The sequence below is a fragment of the Actinoplanes sp. NPDC023714 genome (assembly GCF_040639855.1).
Lineage (GTDB): Bacteria > Actinomycetota > Actinomycetes > Mycobacteriales > Micromonosporaceae > Actinoplanes.
In genome coordinates this window covers 903,874-923,577 of the sequence record NZ_JBFAAR010000001.1, presented here as the reverse complement: position 1 = coordinate 923,577, position 19,704 = coordinate 903,874, and the positions used below count along the sequence as shown (strand labels likewise).

Genomic DNA, 19,704 nt, shown 5'->3' with positions numbered 1-19,704 from the left:
CTGAGGGCACGCCGGTCACAATTGCTGTGTCCGGGAGGTGGTGGACATGCACACTGGCCGCGTGGCTTTCACCCTGACGATCGACTGTGGCGGCGGCGGCATCAAGGGCTCGGTCCTCGACGAGGCCGGCACGATGCGGGCACACCCGATCCGGGTGCCGACCCCCTATCCGCTGCCGCCCGAGCTGTTCGTCAAGACCCTGGTGGGTCTCGGCGAGCAGCTGCCGAGCGCCGATCGGGTGACCGTCGGCATGCCCGGCATGATCCGGCACGGTGTCGTGGTGGCGACCCCGCACTACGTGACCCGCAGCGGCCCGCGGACGAAGGTCGATCCGGAGTTGTTCGAGGCGTGGCGCGGGTTCGACGCGCGGACCGCGCTCGCCGACGCGTTCGGGCTGCCGACGCTGGTGCTCAACGACGCCGAGGTGCACGGCGCCGGGGTGGTGGCGGGCACCGGCTGCGAGCTGGTGCTGACCCTCGGGACGGGGCTCGGCTGCGCGCTCTTCGACGGCGGCGAGCTCGCTCCTCACCTGGAGATGTCGCAGGCGCCGGTGCGGTGGGGGATGTCCTACGACACGTACATCGGCGAGCACGAGCGCCGCCGCCTCGGTGACGCCCTCTGGTCGCGCCGGGTCCGCAACGTGATCGAGGGCCTGCGGCCGGTCTTCCTGTGGGACCGCGTGTACCTCGGTGGTGGCAACAGCCGGCTGATCACACCGGCGCAGCTGGCCCGGATGGGCGACGATGTCGTGGTGGTGCCGAACACGGCCGGGATCGTCGGTGGCGTGCGCGCCTGGACCCTGGGACAGCGATGACGCCTGCGGCCGTCCTCCTCGACTTCGGTGGCGTGCTGGCCGACGCGCCGCCGCAGCGGGCCGCGCCACCCGAGCTGGTGCTGCGGATCTACAACCTGATCAAGGGCGGTCTCACGCCCGGGGAGATCCAGCGGTCGCTCACCGCGGGCGCCGCCGGATATGCCGCCTGGCGTGACGAGGACTGGCCCGACGAGCTGCCGCAGGCCGAGGTCTGGGAGCGGTTCGTGATCGCCGGTTGGCCCGCGGAAGCCCAGGCAAGGGTACGCACCGCGATTCCGCGCCTGAGCTACGACTGGGCCTGGCGGGACGGCTGGCGGCTGCGGCCGGGCATCGCGGAGGCTCTCGCCCTCCTCGCCGGCCGGGGCGTGGCGCTCGCCGTCGTCAGCAACACGCTCTCCGGCGCCGCCCACCGCGACTTCCTCGACAAGCAGGGCGTCGGGCGGCTCTTCGCCGCGCAGATCTACAGCGACGAGGCGGGTGTCCGGAAGCCGAATCCGCAGATGATCTGGAACGCCACGGACAGTCTCGGGGTGGCGCCCGCCGATTGCTGGTTCGTCGGCGACAGCCGGCGGCGTGACGTGCTCTGTGCCCGCCGCGCCGATGCGGGCCGGGCGATCCTGATGATCTCGGGCCGGACCAGGGGTGAGGATCCGACCGGTTGGCCCGACCCGGATCACGAGATCGATGACGGTTTCGGCCTTTTGCAACTGCTTTGATGTGTACGGGTGGCAGCACCCGGCGGCGGAGTGACCAGAATGACAGGCGGCGCATGAGCCCGCGCCGTGGGACGGCCTCGCCACGCGCCTGGAATGCCCGCCGCGAGTCCGGGTGCTTCTGCGGAAACTCGTACAAAAAATGGTTTATGCAGTGACCTGCCAGACGGTGGTCCGGCGGATGGCGACGCTCTCCAGCGCCTCGTTGACCGGCACGTCGTAGACCGCCCGTTTGATCAGGCCCTCGGGCAGGTAGGCGCGGCCGGGGTCGCCGACCAGCACGAGCGAGCCGCGGCCGGCGGCCCGGCGGAGGAAGGGCAGGACCCGGGCGGCCATCTCGCGGCTGTAGAAGACGTCGCCGGCCAGCACCACGCCGTATTTGTGGTCGCTGTCCAGAAGGTCTGCTTCGACCGGATTTATCGTGACATTGTTGGCGCGGGCATTCGTCTCGGCCGCCGCGAGCGACAGCGGATCGATGTCGTTCGCGGTCACCGGCGCGGCCCCGGCCCGGGCCGCGGCCACCGCCACCAGGCCCGACCCGGTCGCCAGGTCGAGCACGCTGCGGCCGGACACCAGATCGGGCTCGTCGAGGATGTGCCGGGCCAGCGCCTGACCGCCGGCCCACGCGAAGGCCCAGAACGGCGGCGGCTGGGAGGCGCCGGCGGCCTCGGTGGCCTCCCAGAGCGCTATCGGCTCCTCGGCCTGCCAGAGGCTGATCTCCGGGACGAAGGGCACCGGCAGCAGCGCGGTGTGGGCGAGGACGAACTCCGAAAGCACCTCCCGATTGTGCCGCTATCGCTCAGTCTCGCGGCGATCGGGCCGAACAGCCCGGCATGACCAGGTGGTCCGCAGCGCTCTTCGGCGCCTGGATGACAGTGCTCGCTGTGGTCCTCGTGCTCGAACCCGGGCTGCAAGGCCCTCTGCGTCTCGTCGCCGGCGCCTCGGCCGTCGGCGTCGTGGTCATGGGCACGCGCTTCAGCCGGCCCGACGACCCGCGCCCGTGGTGGATGCTGTGCGGCGCGATCGGGCTGGCGGCGGCCGGTGGCGCGGCCTCGGCGGCGCCCTCCTTCGTCGCGACCCGGGTGACCTGGCTGGCCACGGCCGGGACCGTCCTGCTGCTCCTCGGCTACCTGCTGCTCGCCCTCGCGCTGGCGGTCTTCGTCCACCGGCGCACCGAGTCCTCGCGGGACCGGGCCGGCCTGCTCGACGCGCTCACCGTCACGGCCGGGGTGGCGCTGCTGATCTGGACGTTCGTGGTCGGGCCGCGGCTCGACGGCTCGGCCGGGGACACCTGGGCCGACCTCGCGCTGCCCCTGGCCGACCTGCTCTGCCTCGGCCTGCTGATCCGGCTCGCGTCGATGCCGGGCCGGCTCGTGGCGCCCGGCCACTGCCTCGGCGCCGGCGTGTTCGCGATGCTGGTGGCCGACATCTTCCGGCACCCGGCGATCGGGCAGGTCGCGTTCTTCGCGGCGGCCGGGATCGCGGCGCTGCTCCCGTCGATGGCGGAGCTGACCCGGCCCGGCGAGAAGCCGGCCGCCGAGACGAGCCGGCTGCGGCTCGCGCTGCTCGCCGTGGCGGCCCTGGTGGCGCCGACCGTGCTGCTGGTCAAGATGTACCGGGACAGCCAGGTCGCCGGCGTCACCGTGGTGGCCGCGCTGAGCATGCTGATGCTGCTGCTCGTGCTGGCCCGGATGGCCGGGATCATGACGAGCCACCGGCAGGTGATGGCGCGCGAGCGCGGCCTGCGGGAGGCGTCCGCGGCGCTCGTCTCGGCCGCCGACACCGAGGCGGTCGGGCTCGCCGTCCGCACCGCCGTGGCCCAGCTCATCCCCGGCGACGTGCCGCACGGCGTCGTCCTGGCCGTCACCATCGTGCAGGCCGAGCCGCCGTCGCCGGAGGCCGCCGCGCAGGCCGCCGTCGACCGGGCCACCGGGACGGCCGCCCGCCTGGTCAGCACCCGGGACGTGGACTGGGCCGTCGCGGTGCGGCTCACCCAGTTCAACAAGACGCTGCGCTGCCCGATGGTGCTCGAGGACCGCCCGTCCGGCGACCCGCTGCTCGGCGTCCTGCACGTCGGCGCGCCGACCTGGGCGCTGCTGGAGCTCCAGCGGTCGGTCGAGGTGCTGGCCGGGCAGGTGGCGCTGGCCCTGGAACGGATCGCGCTCGGCCAGGAGGTGGCGCGGCGCAACAGCGAGACCTACTTCCGCACCCTCGTGCAGAACACCGCGGACGTCATCACGATCGTCGACGAGCAGGACCGGATCAGGTACGCCAGCCCGTCCGCGGTCGGCGTCTTCGGGGGCGATCCGACCGGCGCGCTGCTGCCCGAGGTGATCCACCACGGCGAGCGGGCCCGGCTGACCGAGGTTCTGGCGGCCGTCCGCGGCGGGGAGCACCTCCAGCAGCAGCTCGACTTCCGGGCACGGGGCAACCGGCGTACCGAGGTGCTGCTCGAGCTGCACTGCCGTGACCTGCGGGCCGAGCCGACAGTGGCCGGGCTGGTCGTCACGATGCGCGACGTCACCGAGCAGCGCCAGCTCGAGCGCGAGCTCACCCACCAGGCGTTCCACGACGCGATGACCGGCCTCGCGAACCGGGTCCTCTTCAACGACCGGCTCAAGCACGCGCTGGACCGGGGCCGCCGGGACGGCTCGGTCGTCGGCGTCCTCTTCATCGACCTGGACGACTTCAAGATCGTCAACGACACGCTCGGTCACGCGGTCGGCGACCAGCTGCTGATCGAGGTGGCCCACCGGATCGCCGGCGCGCTGCGCAAGGACGACACGGCGGCCCGGCTCGGAGGCGACGAGTTCGCGGCGCTGGTGGAGAACGTGAACGACCCGGGCGCCGTCGAGGAGACCGCCAACCGGATCTTCCAGGCGTTCGCGGCGCCGGTCGAGACCGACGCGAAGCCGCTGTACCCGGCCGCCAGCATCGGCATCACCACGACACCCGAGGCGGACACCGCCGACGAGCTGCTCCGCCAGGCCGACCTCGCGCTCTACGTGGCGAAGGGGGCCGGCAAGAACCAGTGGCGCCGCTACCAGGCGCACCTGCACGCCGAGATGGTCGAGCGGCTGGAACTGCGCTCGGCGCTCGACCACGCCGTCAACGAGGGCCACTTCCTGCTGCACTACCAGCCGATCGTGGACCTGCCGACGGGCGCCGCGGTCGGGTTCGAGGCGCTGGTCCGCTGGCATCACCCGCGGAAGGGCGTCGTCACGCCGGACCAGTTCATCGAGGTGGCCGAGGAGAGCGGCCTGATCGTGCCGATGGGCCGGTGGGTGCTCGAGGAGGCGCTGCGGACGGTCGCCGAGTGGCGGCGGATCCTGGCGCCGGGGCAGGCCCCGTACATGAGCGTGAACGTGTCGGTGCGGCAGTTCCGGGAGTCCGGCTTCGTCGATCAGGTACGCAACGCCCTGCAGCACACCGGCGTCCCGGCGAGCAGCCTGATGCTGGAGATCACCGAGACCCTGCTGGTGAAGGACGACGAGCAGATCTGGACCGACCTCGGGACGCTGCGCGACATGGGCATCCGGATCGCCATCGACGACTTCGGCACCGGGTATTCGTCGCTCGGCTATCTGCGCCAGCGCCCCATCGACGTCGTGAAGATCGACAAGATGTTCATCGACGACATGCTGTCGAGTCAGCAGCCGCTCGCGCTGGTCAGCGGGATCGTCAGCCTCGCGCAGTCGCAGGGGCTGGTCGTCGTGGCCGAGGGGATCGAGAGCCCGGCGCATCGGGATCTGCTGGTGCGGATGGGGTGCCCGCTCGGGCAGGGATTCCTGTTCAGCAGTCCGCTGGGGCCGACCGAGGTGCTCGCGTGGATGCGGAGCGGGCAGTCCGTCGCCGTTTGATCTATCTTTTTCCCACGTCGTTCTTCGGAGCTCGGCTTCGCTCTTCGGCCCCGGTGAGGCTTGGGGCGAGCCGCCCCGGCACCGGAGGATCGGCGACGAGGCGGCTCGAGACGGCGGGGAGGATCCCAGCGGCGAAGAAGGCGCTGGGAGCGCTCCCACCACGGACGTTACCGCACATTCACAGTCCTGAAAAGAGCCTCCGCGCGGCGGCTTATTGCGACATGCCAGAACGGGCAATTTGCACTGGATACCGCATGGGCGACAGAATGAATGCGCTGTTCCACCCTGAATGACTTCGCTGACTTCGCTACAGGAGCGACGACCACATGGCCAAGCAGATAATTACTCTTCTCACCGACGACCTCGACGGCGGTGAGGCCGACCGTACCGTCGAATTCGGGCTGGACGGCGTCAACTACACCATCGACCTGTCCGAGAAGAACGCCGGCAAGCTGCGGAAAGCGCTCGAGCCGTACCTCTCCGCCGCCACCCGCCTCGGCCGTTCCGGCGCCGTGCAGCCCACCGCTCGCCGCGCCGCCCCGGCCAGCTCGAGCCGTTCCAGCCGCGACCAGAACCAGGCCATTCGCGAGTGGGCGAACGCCAACGGCCACCCCGTCTCGGAGCGCGGGCGCATCCCCAGCCACATCGTCGAGGCGTACCACAACAAGCGCTGACACCTTTTCGAAAGGTGGCGCCCGCCCCGGCGCGGCGCCACCGATCGTGACGCTTTGACGTCGGCCGATTACTCGGAAACGTGGTTCAACCGGCGCTGCCGGGGTACGCGAAACACATGCGTGTAGTGATCGTCGGCGCCAGCGGCAACGCCGGAACCGCCCTGCTGCGCCGCCTTTCTTCAGAACCCGGCATCGAGGCGGTCGGCGTCTCCCGGCGCGTTCCGCCGGACCCGCCCATCGAATGGCATTCCGCCGATGTCGGCGAGGACGACGCCACCGAACGGCTCGCGCCGATATTCGACGGCGCCGACGCGGTCGTGAACCTGGCCTGGCAGATCCAGCCCAGCCACGACCAGCGGCGCATCTACCGGACCAACGTGCTCGGCAGCCGGGCGATCTTCCGGGCGGTGCTGCGGGCGGGCGTGCCGACCCTCGTCCAGGCCTCCTCGGTCGGCGTCTACTCCCCCGGGCCGAAGCACGCCTTCGTGACCGAGGACTGGCGGCGGGCCGGGGTGCTCGAATCCTCGTACAGCCGGCACAAGGCACTCGTGGAGCGCATGCTCGACGAGATCGAGTCCGACCATCCGACGCTCCGGGTGGTCCGCGTCCGCCCCGGCCTGATCTTTCAGCGGGACGCCGGCACCGAGATCGGCCGCTACTTCGCCGGCCCGCTCCTCCCCGCCCGCCTGCTGAAGTTCGGCTGGATCCCGGTGCTGCCCTCCCACCCGCGTCTCCGCATGCAGGCCGTGCACGCCGACGACGTCGCCGAGGCGTACCTGTCGATCCTGCAGGCCGACGTGAGCGGCGCCTTCAACCTGGCCGCCGGCCCGGTCCTCTCCGGCGAATCGGTGGCTCCGGTCTTCCACGGCCTGCCGGTGCCGGTCCCGGGTGTCGCGCTGGAGGGCGCCGCCGCGGCCAGCTGGTGGCTGCGCCTGCAACCCGTCGACCGCGGCTGGGTGCGCCTCGCCTTCAAGTCGCCGCTGATGAGCTGCGACCGCGCCGCCTCGGAGCTGGGCTGGCGACCGCGCGTCACGGCCCTGGACGCCCTGCGCGAACTGGTCGGCGGCATGGCCGACCGGGCCGGCTCGTCGTTCCCGCCGCTGCGGAGCGACCCCGAACTGCCGGGCCGGCTGGGTGGATTGCTGCGCGGCCGGCTCCCGGGGACGCCCAACCCTTATTGAGCATTTTCGCTCTCCGTGCACCGATGGAGTCGCTCGGGCTTGCAACGGTGTAAGCATGTAATCACCTGAGTTTTGGGGAGGTTGACATGCGCATCCGAATGAGTCCTCCGAGTGGGCGTACCGAGCCACCCGCCGCCGACGACGCCGCCGCCTGGGTGACCGGCGCCGTCCCGGACGGGTGGTTCATCGAGCCGCCCGAGGTCGTCGTGGACCGCGACGAGATCATCATCTGGGGCCGCCTGCCGAAGCCCGAGCTGACCGCCGACGCCACCGACGCCGACCGGGCGGCCGGGCAGGCGGGCCGGATAGCCCAGTTCCGCGAAGACACCCGCGACGCCCGCATCCGGGTCGCCCGGCAGGTCGAACACCGCTACCAGCGCAAGGTCGCCTGGGGCGCCCGCTGCGGCGACACGTCCGACCTGTTCACCCACCTGTCCGCCCCGGTCATGACCCGCCTGCGCCAACCCGAACGCCAGGTCCTGGACACCCTGGTGGACGCCGGCGTGGCCCGTTCCCGCTCCGACGCCCTGGCCTGGTGCGTCAAGCTGGTGGGCCGCCACACGGAGGACTGGCTGGGCGAGCTGAGAGAAGCGATGACGAGGGTCGACGAATTGCGCCGCCAGGGCCCCGACGCCTGACCACGCCGCGAGTGCGATGGCCGCCGGGTGGGTGGCCGCCAGTGGATGGCTCGGGGAGCCCCGGCCAGCGCGGCCGGATGGCGCGGCGCGGCCAGGCGGCGCGGCTCGGGCGGCGCGGCTCGGGCGGCGCGGCCAGGTGGCACGGCTCGGGCGGCGCGGCCAGGTGGCGCGGGTCGGGCGGGTCGGGTGGCACGGCTCGGGCGGCGCGGGTCGGGTGGGTGGGGCGGTGGGCTGCGCGAAAATGGGTTGGGGGCGGCCGTAGGGTTGGCCACGTGCTTCGTCAGGTGACCGCTATCCGGTATGTGACCCCGTTACGGGAGGGCGGCTCCCTTCCCGGCGTCGTTGAGGCTGATGACCTCGGGACCTATGTGGTGAAGTTTCGCGGGGCGGGGCAGGGGCCCAAAGCGCTCGTCGCCGAGGTGATCGCCGGGGAGCTGGCTCGGCGGCTGGGGCTGCCGGTGCCGGACCTGGCCCGGGTGGAGCTGGATCCGGTGGTGGCGCGGGCCGAGCCGGACGAAGAGGTGCAGGAGCTGATCAAGGCCAGTGCCGGCGGCAACCTCGGGATGGACTTCCTGCCGGGTGCTCTCGGGTACGACCCGAACGCGCACCCCGTCGAGGCCGGCCTGGCCAGCCGGGTGCTGGCCTTCGACGCCTTCGTGGAGAACGTCGACCGGAGCTGGCGCAACCCGAACCTGCTGATGTGGCACGGCGACCTCTGGCTGATCGATCACGGCGCCACCCTGTATTTCCACCACAACTGGGCGCGCGCCGAGGCCGTGGTGCACCGGCCGTATCGCTGGGACGACCACGTGCTCAAGCAGTTCGCCACGGAGCTGGCGACCGAGGGCCCGCGGCTCGCCGAGCGGATCACGCCGGAGCTGCTGACCGAAGTGATCGAGCTGGTGCCGGGCGAATGGCTCGACGACGGTGACCGGCAGGCGTATTTCGACCACCTCTCGCAGCGCGCGGCGCGGCCGGAGGCGTGGCTGCCGTGACGATCCCCTACGAGTACGCCGTCATCCAGGCCGTCCCCCGCATCGAACGCGGCGAGCTGATCAACGTGGGCGTCGTGCTCTATTGCCAGCGCAAGGACTTCCTCGACGCCGCCACCCACCTGGACGAGGACCGGCTGCGGGCGCTCGACCCGGCCGCCGACGTGCCGGCGATCCGCACCGCCCTGGCGGCGTGGGGGCGGACCTGCGCCGGCGGCGGCCCGTCCGCCGACATGCGGCTGGGCGAACGATTCCGCTGGCTGGTCGCCCCCCGCAGCACGATCCTGCGGGCCGGCCCGGTCCACATGGGCCTGGCCGCCGACCCCGCCGCCGAACTGGAACGACTCGTCACCCTGCTGGTTCATTGACCCGGTCCGGCATGAGGTCGACCTCGTAGCGCACCCCGCGCGGCGAGAAGCAGCTGATCACGTCGCCGGGGTGGAGGCGCGGGTCGGAGCGGTAGAGCTCGGTCAGCCTCCGCTCGGCCGCCGCGTCACCGGTGTCGGCGGCGAGGAGCAGGTCGGCCACCTCGTCGATCAAGGCCGCGTCCGGGGGTGACTGCGCCAGCCGTGACTCCAGCTCCGGCCAGACCTCGTCGAGGCGCCCGTCGCCCAGCACCTCGTCGATGCGGGCCGCGTCGGACGACCAGAAGTCCCACAGCAGCAACTCGTCGCCGAGGCGGTGGGCCAGCTCGTTCAGGACGTATTTGCGGATCATCAGGGGGCCGCGGATCGGCACATCGCGGCCAACGCCGTACGAATAGGGGTCGTCATCCCCGCGCCGGAAGGCGCGCCACGCCTGCGCCGCCGTGCGCAGGCCGCCCGGGCCGAGCGGCACGTCGGCCACGTCGACGGGATGGCCGCCGGCCGGGTCGAGCTGCGCGTCGGTGGCGATCCAGCGGGTGCCGTCGTGCCACTCCACCACGACGTGGTCGACGTGGAAACCGGGCTCGAAGTAGTCGGCGAACCCGACCCGGCTGCGCGCCGGGATCCCCCGGGCCCGCAGCGCCGCGACCGTGACCAGCGTGAAGTCGCGGCAACAGCCGACGACCCGCTGCTCCGGCGGGCAGGGGGTGTCGAGCGGGCCGTCGAACGGGAGGGCGTCGAGGATGCGCGAGACCCAGCGGTTGTCGATCTCGGCGAGCCGGGCGGGCGGGAAGTCGATGCCGGAGGCGCGGTAGTGCACCACCAGGTTGCGGACCACCGCACAGATCTCGGCCACGGAGGCGGGGAGGGCGTCGAGCCGCGCGCGGTGACGGCCCGGGTCGGAGAAGCGGGTCTGCAGCGTGTAGTCCATTCTCATCCCTCGAAAGGCTGGGCGACGTGCACGAACGGATCGGTCCCGGCGAGCCGGTCCCAGCTGTCCAGATAGATCTCGCGGGGTGGCGCCGTGAGGATCAGGCCGGCGTCGACGACGTGTTGATGCACCGCTTCGTAGGCCCGGGTGATGCGCGGATAGAAGCAGTCGTCGCGAATCACCTCGGCGAACGCGACGAGCCGCTCGGGCTCCATCCGGATGGCCATCTGCCCGGCCGGCTCGACCGGGCCGGTGAAGGGGACGCAGACCTCGATCGGCGCCTCGCTCTCCGGGGTGACGGCGCGGTGGTAGATCACCCAGTGCTCGCCGGTGCAGCCGGCTCGCTGCTCCTCGAGATATCGCCGGATCTCCCACTCGGCCGCGCTCATGGCCGGGACGAGGTTGTCCTGGTCGACCTCGAAGGTCATGGTGGCGACCTTGCGGGCCGGCGCGAGGGCGACCCGGACCGGGTAGGCCCGCTCGGGCTCGTCGCCGTGCACGAGCCGGGTACGCAGCCAGGTGTAGCTCTCCCGGCGGGCCGCGAACGCCGCCTCCTCCCCCGCCCACCAGCGGTCGAGCCGGCGGCCGGCCTCGGCGTCGGGCTGGTCGAGGACCTCGGCGATCACGGCGAGCGGCATGCCGAGCCGGCGCAGCAGGCTGATCCGCGCGGCCCGCTCCAGCTGGGCCGACGCGTAGTGGCGATAGTTGCTGACGACGTCGACGGTGGCCGGCGGCAGCAGACCGGACGACTCGTAGAGCCGCAGCGCCTTGATGGAAAGGCCCGCCCGCTTGCTGAACTCCCCGATGTTCATCATGCGATCGATGGTGAACCCTGCCCCAAGGGTCGAGTAAAGGGACTTCCGGGAACGGATTTTGCGGGCACACTGAGCGGATGCAGCTGCCGCTCACCCCACCGGTCAAGCCGATGCTCGCCAAGCCCGTCGCCGAGATCCCGCCGGATCAGATCTACGAGCCCAAATGGGACGGCTTCCGGTCGATCGTCTTCCGGGACGGCGACGAGGTGGAGATCGGCAGCCGCAACGAGAAGCCGATGACGCGGTATTTTCCCGAGGTGGTCGAAGCCGTCCTGGCGAACTTCCCGGAGCGAGCGGTGATCGACGGCGAGGTGATCGTCGCCGACACCGAGCGGAACACCCTCGACTTCGAGGCCCTCCAGCAGCGCATCCACCCCGCCGCGAGCCGGGTCAAGCTGCTGTCCGAGCAGACCCCGGCGAGCTTCGTGGCGTTCGACCTGCTGGCGCTCGGCGACGAGGACCTCACCGAGCTGCCCTTCGGGCAGCGGAGGGAGAGGTTGCTGCAGGCGCTCAAGGATGCGAAGCCCCCCGTGTACGTCACGCCGGCCACCGACGACACCGACGAGGCGCGCCGGTGGTTCGAGGAGTTCGAGGGCGCCGGGCTGGACGGCCTCATCGCCAAGCCCCGCGACCTCGTCTACCAGCCGGACAAGCGGGTCATGTTCAAGGTGAAGCACAAGAGGACGGCCGACTGCGTGGTCGCCGGATACCGGGTGCACAAGTCCGGCCCCGACCGGATCGGATCACTGCTGCTCGGCCTCTACGACGACCGGGGCGTGCTCGCCTCGGTCGGCGTGATCGGCTCGTTCCCGATGAAGGTCCGGGAGGAGCTGTTCACCGAGCTCCAGCCGCTGGTCACCACGTTCGACGGCCACCCGTGGGACTGGGCGCGGCAGGAGGAGGGCGAGCGCACCCCGCGGAAGAACGAGTACAGCCGGTGGAACAACGGCAAGGACCTCTCCTTCGTTCCGCTGCGCCCGGAGCGCGTCGTCGAGGTCCGCTACGACTACATGGAGGGCGTCCGCTTCCGGCACACCGCCCAGTTCGAGCGGTGGCGGCCCGACCGGGAGCCCGCGACCTGCACGTACGAGCAGCTGGAACGCCCGATTCGCTTCGATCTGGCAGAGGTGCTGAACGGACGCTGAAAGCCGGCGCCGGGACGACCGGATAGTGTCTTCGTGTGGATCGCCGCCTCGTCGCACTCCTCGCCGTCATGGTCATGTCGTTGTCCGGGTGCACCCTGCCGTCCTTCGCGCCCAACGGCGCCGACGAGCCGGCCCGGCCCGGCGGCGCGGCGACCGGCAGCGCCGCGCCCAGCGGCACGATCGCGTGGAAGCCCTGCCCGGAGATCCCGCGCGAGCTGGTCGGCCGGGCGGCGAGCGGCATGTCCTACGACTGCGGCTCGGTCCAGGTGCCCCGCGACTGGAGTGCCCCGAGCACCGGCGACACCTACGACGTGGCGCTCATCCGCATCCGCTCCGACCGCCAGCGTGACCGGATCGGATCACTGCTGCTGAACCCCGGCGGCCCAGGCGGCTCGGGCATCGACATCGCCGTCTACTACTCCTTCGGCCAGGCGCTCGGCGGCCTGCCCACCGAGATCACCGACCGGTTCGACGTGATCGGCTTCGACCCGCGCGGCGTCGGCCGGTCCGATCCGGTGAAGTGCCTCGCCGACGCCGACCAGGACGCCGTCTTCGGCGCCGACCAGGACCCGGTGAGCCAGGCCGCGTTCGACGAGTTCGCCGCGGTCAACAAGCGGATGGCCGACGGCTGCGCCCAGAAGTACGGTGACCAGCTGCCGACCTTCTCCACCGAGCAGGCCGCCCGCGACCTGGACGCGCTGCGCGAGGCGGTCGGCGACGAGAAGCTCAGCTACCTCGGCTGGTCCTACGGCACCCTGCTCGGCGCCACCTACGCCCAGCTCTTCCCCGACCGGATCCGCGCGCTGGTGCTCGACGGCGCGGTCGACCCGACCGAGGGCTACGTGCAGGGGTCCGAGGCGCAGGCCAAGGGGTTCGAGCGGGCTTTCGCGAACTTCACCACCTGGTGCACGAAGACGCCGGCCAAGTGCCCCATCGCGCCCGACGCGCGAGGCGCGGTCACCGATGCCCTGGCAAAGGCCAAGACCTCTCCGGTACGCGGGGACGACGGCCGCGAGGCGACAGCGGGGTGGATCTTCTACGGGGTGATCTCGTCGCTCTACACCGAGTCGGGCTGGACCAGCCTGGCCGAGGCGATCGAGGAGCTCCAGCGCGGTGACGCCACCGGGATCTTCGAGCTGGCCGATCAGTACACCGAGCGCAAGCCGGACGGCACGTACTCCAACATGTTCGACGCGAACCTCGCGGTGAACTGCGCCGACACCGAGGGCGCGCCGACCGTGGCCCAGGTCCGCAAGCTCCAGGGCGAGTGGCGGGAGAAATACCCGATGTTCGGGGCGGCCCTCGCGGTCGGCATGCTGCCGTGCACCTACTGGACCGGCGAGCGCGACCCCTACCCGACCGGCCCGGCGAAGGGCGCGCCCCCGGTCGTCGTGGTCGGCACGACCGGCGACCCGGCCACGCCGTACGAGAACACCGCCGACCTGGCCGGCATGCTCGGCGTCGGCCACGTGCTCACCTGGGAGGGCGAGGGGCACACCGCCTACCCGTCGACCGACTGCATCGTCGACGCCGTGGACGGCTACCTCATCGACCTGAAGGTGCCTCAGGAGGGCCTGCGCTGTCCGGCACGCTGACCCCCTGACGGGCGGCCATCTCGTCGAGCAGCTTCCGGACGTGCCGCAGGTTCGCCTTGAGCTCCTCCTGCTCCTCGTGCCGGAACGCGTCGGTGTCCACGATCAGCTTGCTGGCGAAGTGCGCCGTGATCAGCGGGATCACCAGCAGCACCATGATCGAGATCAGCAGGCCGGCCATGACGCGGGCCTGCCAGCTCTCCGGGGAGATGTCGCCGTATCCGACGGTGGACGCGGTGACCACGGCCCACCAGATCGAGTCGCCGAAGGTGGTGTCGGCCTCGAAGACGTTGTAGAGCGAGCCGCAGATGATGATCAGCAACGAGTACGCGATCAGCAGCGTCTTCGGTGAGTTGGCCAGCCAGACCACGCCGCGGTAAGCCCATCGCGGCAGCGTGAGCAGCACATGCATGAGGTCATCGTGCCCGAGGCGGACAGCGCGCGACAGCCCGTGACAGGGTAGGGATCATGGATTTCCGGATCGCCACCCGCGCCGACGTGCCCGCCGTCCTCGACCTGCTGGCCGATGACGACATCACCCGGGAACGGGGGTACGGCACGGTTCCGGAGAAGGTGGACGCCGCGGTCTGGGCCGCGTTCGAGGCGATCGACGCCGACGACCGCAACGAGCTGATCGTGGCGGTCGAGGGCGACGAGGTCGTCGGCACCTGCCAGCTCACGTTCATCCCCGGCCTGAGCCGCGGCGGCGGCGAGCGGATGCTCATCGAGGCGGTGCGGATCCACTCCGGCCGGCGCGGCGAGGGCCTCGGCGGCGAGCTGATCCGGTGGACGGTCGCGCGCGCCCGCGAGCGCGGCTGCCGGATCGCGCAGCTCACCACCGACAAGCGCCGGACGGACGCGCACCGCTTCTACGCGCGGCTCGGCTTCGAGGCCAGCCACGAGGGCTTCAAGATGGCGCTATGACCAGTTCGCCTTGTTGATTTTGCTGGGTTGCACGCGCGGCGGCTCGCCCGGCATCTTCGGGTGGTCCGGCGGATAGGGCATGTCGCCGAGGCCGTCCTTCTCGTCCCGGGCGGACCACTCGAGCAGCGGCGTGAGGTCGTGCTCGACGTCGTCGATCGCGGCGTGCGGGTCGCCGATCGCGGCGATCCGGGCCGGCACGGTCCGCAGGTCGAAGTCGTCCGGCTCGACCTCGGCCAGCTCGTCCCAGGTGACCGGCGTGGAGACGGTGGCCCGGGCGTTGGCGCGCAGCGAGTAGGCACACGCGATGGTCCGGTCCCGGGCCATCTGGTTGAAGTCGATGAAGACGCGGTCGCCGCGCTCCTCCTTCCACCAGGCCGTGGTGATCCGCTCCGGGCTGCGCCGCTCCACCTCGCGGGCCAGCGCGATCGCGGCCCGGCGCACCTCCACGAAGGACCAGCGCGGCGCGATCCGGGCGTAGACGTGCACGCCCCGCCCGCCGGAGGTCTTCGGGAACCCGGTCCAGCCGAGCTCGGCGAGGACCTCGCGGACCACCCCGGCGGTCGCCACCACGTCGCCGAAGCCGAGGCCGGGCTGGGGGTCGAGGTCGATGCGCAGCTCGTCCGGGTGGTCCGGGGCGGCGCCGCGGACCGGCCACGGGTGGAAGACCACGGTGCCCATCTGGGCGGCCCACGCCACGTGAGCGAGGTCGGCCGGGCACAGCTCGTCCGCCGTACGCATGCTCGGGAATTTGATCGTGGAGGTCTCGATCCAGTCGGGGACGCCGCGGGTGGGGATCCGCTTCTGGAAGAACGTCTCGCCGTCGAGCCCGTCCGGGAAGCGCTGGAGGGTCGTCGGCCGGTTGCGCAGCGCGCGCAGGATGCCGTCGCCGGTGGCCAGGTAGTACTCGAAGACGTCGCGCTTCGTGAAGCCCCGGCTCGGGAACATCACCTTGTCGGGGCTGGAGAGGCGCACGGTGCGGCCGGCGACCTCGTGCTCTTCCGCGGCGGCTTTCGGCATGCCACCGACCTTATGCCGGACGGCGGCCCGGATCAGCCCCGGAAAGGCGAAAGCCGCCCGGCTGGGAGCCCGGGCGGCTTTCCGCGAACAGGAGCAGCGGTCAGGCGCGGCGGCGCCGGGTGTACCAGACCGCGGTGGTGCCGGCCGCGACCAGCAGGCCGCCGAGGGCCAGGGTGCCGGTGAGCGGCGCCCCGGTGACCGGGAGGGTGCTGCTGTCGCTGACGCCCGCGCCGGCCGTCGTGGCGCTCGGCACCGGCTCGACGGTCTCGGCGGCGGTACCACCGGGAACCTCCTCGCTCGGGGCCGGGCTGCTCGGGGCCGGGCTGCTGGGCGCGGGGCTCTCGCCGCCGTAGCCCGGCTTGCCGCGGGTGCCACCGGTGGTGGTGTCGTCGGTCTCGGTCGCGGCCGGGGCGGCGGTCTCGTCCGCCTGACCGGCGTAGTCCCCCGTGCCACGCGTGCCCGCGGGGTCGGGGCTCGTCATGACGGCCGGGTAAGCGGCCTGGGCGACGCCTTCGGCCGCGCTGGCCGGCGATCCGCTGAGGGCGAGGGCGGCGAGGACGGTGACGCCGACCGCGGGAAGTCCGGCGGTCAGCCGACGCGAGAAGCTCATGAGAGGAGTATCCGTTCTGTCGCTGAAGGTGGGTTTCATGGTCGCACGGGAGCTTAGCGGGGATTGCCCGTTTTACCCGGAAACATCCCTCGGCGGGTCTTCAACTCGGAAGACCACCAAAACGGTGACTTCTCCACAAATGCGACAAAGTGAACAGCTTGAGCTCGAACTGCGGATCGGCGGCGAAGAAGCCCCCGCTGTAGGGCGCATGCAGCTGAACGCTGTCCCCGGACTCCAGGTAGACGGAGACGACCGTGCGCCTCCCCCGGCGCTCGGCACGCAGGTCCACGACCTGCTGCCAGGGGGCGACGCCCTCGGCGAAGACGGACGTCGTCCGGATGCCCCGGTTGCCCACCTCGACCCCGGTACGGCGGCCCGCCGCGACACCCAGCACCGCGCCGAGCAGCAGCGGGACGAGCAGGAGAGCGGCCCACATCCATCCCGGCGGACCGCCGTCACCGGACCAGGCCAGGTGCGCTATCACCCCCGTCGTGACACCCGCCACAGCGCCGAGCGCGCCGAGGTAGAGACCGTGGCCGAGAGCCTGCTGCCAGGTCGGCCGGAACGTCGCCGGGGATGCAGCTTCCATGAATAGGTCAACGGGACCGTTCTCACCTCCGGCGCACGCCGGGTGCGACGTACGGTTGACACATGGCAACCGATGAGACCACGCTGCCGACCACCGAGGACGAGTGGCGGATCCGCCTGTCCCCGGCCGAGTTCCGGGTGCTGCGCGAGGCGGGCACCGAGGCGCCGTGGACCGGCGAGTACGTCGACACCAAGACCGAGGGCATGTACAACTGCCGTGCCTGCGGCGCCCAGCTCTACCCGAGCGACACCAAGTTCGACAGCCACTGCGGCTGGCCCTCGTTCGACGACGCCATCCCGGGCGCGGTCAAGGAGATCGAGGACCGCAGCCACGGGATGGTCCGTGTCGAGATCAGGTGCGCGAACTGCGACTCGCACCTGGGCCACGTGTTCCGGGGCGAGGGCTTCACCCCGAAGAACACGCGGCACTGTGTGAACAGCCTGTCGATCAGGCTCGAACCTCGTACACCGTGACGTCACCGGCGCGGTAACGCTCCGTCGCGAACTGGGCCAGCTCCCGGCTGGCCCAGACCTCGCCCTTCCGGCCCGGGTCGGGCACCGGCGTGGTGCCGACCGCGACCAGCCAGCGCACCCCGTGCTCGGCCGTGAACGAGCGCACCCGCTCCGCCGTCGGGTCGGTGAAGACCTGGTCGTTGCGCTCCAGCAGGGCCTGGTCCCAGAAGACGCTGCGATACAGCGTCCGGTCGTAGAGGCCGCCGGTGGAGAAGGCGGGCTCGGTGTAGCTCCAGCCCTCCAGCACGACCTGCCGCTCGGAGAACGCCGCCAGCCAGAAGTCCCGGCTGTCGCACGGGCTGAACCCCTGCCGGCAGTGGCTGTTCGTGGCGACCCGATCCCGCGGATGCGAGTTGGCCCGCAGCCAGCGGCTCGCCTTGATCGCCCCGCGCGGCATCGCGAAGACGCCGCCCTCGTTCACCAGGTCGCGCTGCTGATCCCCGGAGATCAGCGCCTCCCCGATCCCCCGGTTGGTCACCACCCCGCTGGTCACCGCGACCGCCGTCACCGCGATCGCGGCGGCCGCCACCACCTGCGCCCGGCCCAGCGCGGCCAGCCGCGCGGCCACGGCGACCAGCGCCGCCAGGCCCGCGATCGCGGCCAGCAGAACCAGGTAGGGCCGGGTCGCCTGCTCCACCGTGAAGCCGGCGAGGGGCACGGCCGGCCCCTGCTCGCCCACGGTGGCCCGGACGACCAGCAGGACGGCGGCGCCGCCCGCCGCGCCGAGACCCGCCACCGCGAAGAACCGGCGCGGGACCGGCCGGCCCGCCGGCAGCAGCGCGGCGAGGCCGAGGGCGGCCAGGATCCCGAGGTACGGGGTCGCCGACCGGCCGAAGTAGGTCTGGCTCATGCCCGGGTGCGCCAGGATGTAGAGCGCACCGAGACCGGACACCGCGAACCCGAGCATCACGTGCACGATCGGGTCGGTCCGCAGGCCCCGGCGCAGCAGGCCGGCCATGCCGACCCAGCCGACCAGGCAGGCGCCGAGCGAGATCCCGGTCAGCGCCGCGAGCGTGCCCCAGTCGTTCAGCGCGTTCTGGGTGCCCATCACCGCCCGGCCGAGCACCGAGTACTTGACCGTCTGGAGCGGATTCACCTCGGTGCCCTGCGAGCCCGAGCCGTAGAGGATGAGCTGCGCGAACGCCAGCCAGCCGAGAGAGATCAGCAGCGCCGGCAACTCCGGGCCGGGGCGCTTGCGCTGGATCAGGCGCAGGGCGAGCGCCAGCAGAAGACCGCAGATCAGCATGGGTACGAAGGTCGCCTTCGCCCCGGCCATCGCGCCGATCAGCACGGCCAGCACGATCCACGGCACCGGCCGGCGGCGCCCGGCGCCCTCCGGAGCCTGGAAGATCCCGCAGAGCACGTGGATCGCCACGATGGCGAAGAACGCCGCGAACGTCTGCGTCGGGCTGACCCAGAGGTTGTCGATGAAGACGATCGCGTCCATCGGCTTGTCCGACCAGCCGGACGGCACGGTCACGGCCGCCGCGATCATCAGGAGGATCGCCACGTTGCCCGGCCACCAGCGCCCGGTGATCCGGTGCACCAGGCCGATCACGGCCAGCAGGAACGCGGCGATCATCGGGACCGGCAGCAATCGCATGATCAGGACCTGCGGCTCGACCCCGCTGATCCAGCTCGCCGCGGCGCCGTGCGCGTAGACGTACCAGTGGTAGACCAGCTCGACGCCGGCCACCCAGGGCGTGTTCAGCGGCACGTCGTGCTTGAACTCGCCGACCAGCGCGAACTGGAACGGGAAGTCCACGTGCATGACCGCGGAGTTCGGCGCCTTCAGGGAGTTCCACCGGAACACCGTCAGCGCGCCGCTGATCAGGATGAACGAGGTGCCCAGCGCGGCCGACCAGGAGGCGCCGGCCGGCATCCGCTCACCGTTGCCCCGCCAGAACCGGCGCAGCCGCGGCACCGCGGCGAACGCCACGACCGTGAGGATCGGCCAGGTCAGCACCGCGTACGGCAGGTCGGCCTGGCGGGCCAGCATGTAGACCGGCAGCTCCACCGCAAAACCGGCGGCCGTGCCGAACGCGGCGTCCAGCGGGAGGTATCCGGAACGGCCCTGCAGGGCGCGCCAGATCAGCGTGCCGGGCAGGGTCACGCAGCCGAGGGAGTAGGCCGCGAAGGCGAGCTGGGCCCGCTCGCCGACGCCGTAGTAGCTCATCGTCACGGCGGTGACGGCCAGCGCGAAGATCAGCGCGAGCCAGCCCGGGCTGGGCAGGCTGCCGAAGGGGAAACGCCGACGGCCGGCCACCTCGGCGGTGGCCGGCCCGGTCTCTTCGGTTCGGTTTCGGGGGGTGTCGGTGACTTCGGCGGTCAT

Annotated in this window: 20 protein-coding genes; 12 read left to right on the top strand and 8 right to left on the bottom strand. The window is 71.7% G+C overall.

What is annotated here, in order from left to right; all coding sequences use genetic code 11:
• Positions 1-61: 61 nt before the first annotated feature.
• Positions 62-814, top strand: coding sequence for an ROK family protein (locus AB0G10_RS04470; protein WP_360916327.1), 753 nt, complete (start codon positions 62-64; stop codon positions 812-814).
• A complete protein-coding gene (locus AB0G10_RS04465; protein ID WP_360916324.1) occupies positions 811-1,530 on the top strand; it encodes an HAD family hydrolase in 720 nt (239 codons plus the stop codon). Before AB0G10_RS04470 ends, AB0G10_RS04465 begins: the two co-directional genes overlap by 4 nt.
• A gap of 144 nt (positions 1,531-1,674) precedes the next feature.
• Here the strand turns inward: AB0G10_RS04465 and AB0G10_RS04460 are convergent, their stop codons facing one another.
• Complete coding sequence (locus AB0G10_RS04460; RefSeq protein WP_360916321.1) at positions 1,675-2,304, bottom strand: 50S ribosomal protein L11 methyltransferase; 630 nt, start codon at positions 2,302-2,304, stop codon at positions 1,675-1,677.
• 56 nt (positions 2,305-2,360) lie between these two features.
• On the opposite strand from AB0G10_RS04460, the gene AB0G10_RS04455 reads away from it, so the two are divergent.
• From AB0G10_RS04455 to AB0G10_RS04430, 6 genes are all read left to right on the top strand, one after another.
• Positions 2,361-5,387: an EAL domain-containing protein gene (locus AB0G10_RS04455; protein WP_360916318.1), complete on the top strand. Its 3,027-nt coding sequence runs from the start codon at positions 2,361-2,363 to the stop codon at positions 5,385-5,387.
• Between the two features lie 326 nt (positions 5,388-5,713).
• The gene (locus AB0G10_RS04450) at positions 5,714-6,061 is read left to right on the top strand and encodes an Lsr2 family protein (protein ID WP_360916315.1); all 348 of its coding nucleotides are present in this window, start codon (positions 5,714-5,716) and stop codon (positions 6,059-6,061) included.
• A 116-nt stretch (positions 6,062-6,177) separates the two neighbouring features.
• Complete coding sequence (locus AB0G10_RS04445) at positions 6,178-7,242, top strand: NAD-dependent epimerase/dehydratase family protein (RefSeq protein ID WP_360916312.1); 1,065 nt, start codon at positions 6,178-6,180, stop codon at positions 7,240-7,242.
• Between the two features lie 86 nt (positions 7,243-7,328).
• Positions 7,329-7,880, top strand: coding sequence for a hypothetical protein (locus AB0G10_RS04440; protein WP_360916309.1), 552 nt, complete (start codon positions 7,329-7,331; stop codon positions 7,878-7,880).
• A 272-nt stretch (positions 7,881-8,152) separates the two neighbouring features.
• Positions 8,153-8,875 carry a HipA family kinase gene (locus AB0G10_RS04435; protein ID WP_360916306.1) on the top strand — a complete coding sequence of 241 codons (723 nt, stop codon included), beginning with the start codon at positions 8,153-8,155 and terminating at the stop codon, positions 8,873-8,875.
• Positions 8,872-9,240, top strand: a complete 369-nt coding sequence (locus tag AB0G10_RS04430; protein ID WP_360916303.1) for a DUF3037 domain-containing protein — start codon at positions 8,872-8,874, stop codon at positions 9,238-9,240. Before AB0G10_RS04435 ends, AB0G10_RS04430 begins: the two co-directional genes overlap by 4 nt.
• Here AB0G10_RS04430 and AB0G10_RS04425 read toward each other — a convergent pair.
• Both AB0G10_RS04425 and AB0G10_RS04420 read right to left on the bottom strand, forming a co-directional pair.
• Positions 9,221-10,174, bottom strand: a complete 954-nt coding sequence (locus tag AB0G10_RS04425; protein ID WP_360916300.1) for a transglutaminase-like domain-containing protein — start codon at positions 10,172-10,174, stop codon at positions 9,221-9,223. The genes AB0G10_RS04430 and AB0G10_RS04425 overlap by 20 nt on opposite strands.
• Positions 10,171-10,983 carry a MerR family transcriptional regulator gene (locus AB0G10_RS04420; protein ID WP_360916297.1) on the bottom strand — a complete coding sequence of 271 codons (813 nt, stop codon included), beginning with the start codon at positions 10,981-10,983 and terminating at the stop codon, positions 10,171-10,173. The genes AB0G10_RS04425 and AB0G10_RS04420 overlap by 4 nt, the downstream gene beginning before the upstream one ends.
• 77 nt (positions 10,984-11,060) lie before the next feature.
• On the opposite strand from AB0G10_RS04420, the gene AB0G10_RS04415 reads away from it, so the two are divergent.
• Together AB0G10_RS04415 and AB0G10_RS04410 are read left to right on the top strand one after the other, a co-directional pair.
• Entirely contained in the window at positions 11,061-12,128 is a 1,068-nt protein-coding gene (locus tag AB0G10_RS04415; RefSeq protein ID WP_360916294.1) for an ATP-dependent DNA ligase, read from the top strand.
• 68 nt (positions 12,129-12,196) lie between these two features.
• The gene (locus AB0G10_RS04410) at positions 12,197-13,723 is read left to right on the top strand and encodes an alpha/beta hydrolase (protein ID WP_360917959.1); all 1,527 of its coding nucleotides are present in this window, start codon (positions 12,197-12,199) and stop codon (positions 13,721-13,723) included.
• On the opposite strand, the gene AB0G10_RS04405 is transcribed toward AB0G10_RS04410, so the two are convergent.
• A complete protein-coding gene (locus AB0G10_RS04405; protein ID WP_360916291.1) occupies positions 13,674-14,132 on the bottom strand; it encodes a potassium channel family protein in 459 nt (152 codons plus the stop codon). The genes AB0G10_RS04410 and AB0G10_RS04405 overlap by 50 nt on opposite strands.
• Before the next feature lie 56 nt (positions 14,133-14,188).
• Here AB0G10_RS04405 and AB0G10_RS04400 point away from each other — a divergent pair, with 56 nt between their 5' ends.
• Positions 14,189-14,644, top strand: coding sequence for a GNAT family N-acetyltransferase (locus AB0G10_RS04400; RefSeq protein ID WP_360916288.1), 456 nt, complete (start codon positions 14,189-14,191; stop codon positions 14,642-14,644).
• On the opposite strand, the gene ligD is transcribed toward AB0G10_RS04400, so the two are convergent.
• From ligD to AB0G10_RS04385, 3 genes are all read right to left on the bottom strand, one after another.
• Positions 14,639-15,661, bottom strand: a complete 1,023-nt coding sequence (gene ligD, locus AB0G10_RS04395) for a non-homologous end-joining DNA ligase (RefSeq protein ID WP_360916285.1) — start codon at positions 15,659-15,661, stop codon at positions 14,639-14,641. The two genes, AB0G10_RS04400 and ligD, sit on opposite strands and share 6 nt — an antisense overlap.
• Before the next feature lie 100 nt (positions 15,662-15,761).
• Entirely contained in the window at positions 15,762-16,271 is a 510-nt protein-coding gene (locus tag AB0G10_RS04390) for a hypothetical protein (protein ID WP_360916282.1), read from the bottom strand.
• 100 nt (positions 16,272-16,371) lie between these two features.
• Complete coding sequence (locus AB0G10_RS04385) at positions 16,372-16,860, bottom strand: hypothetical protein (protein WP_360916280.1); 489 nt, start codon at positions 16,858-16,860, stop codon at positions 16,372-16,374.
• A gap of 62 nt (positions 16,861-16,922) precedes the next feature.
• Between AB0G10_RS04385 and msrB the strand changes: the two genes are divergently transcribed.
• The gene (gene msrB, locus AB0G10_RS04380) at positions 16,923-17,333 is read left to right on the top strand and encodes a peptide-methionine (R)-S-oxide reductase MsrB (protein WP_360916277.1); all 411 of its coding nucleotides are present in this window, start codon (positions 16,923-16,925) and stop codon (positions 17,331-17,333) included.
• On the opposite strand, the gene AB0G10_RS04375 is transcribed toward msrB, so the two are convergent.
• On the bottom strand, positions 17,308-19,704 hold the full coding sequence (locus AB0G10_RS04375; RefSeq protein ID WP_360916274.1) for a hypothetical protein: 2,397 nt from the start codon (positions 19,702-19,704) through the stop codon (positions 17,308-17,310). The two genes, msrB and AB0G10_RS04375, sit on opposite strands and share 26 nt — an antisense overlap.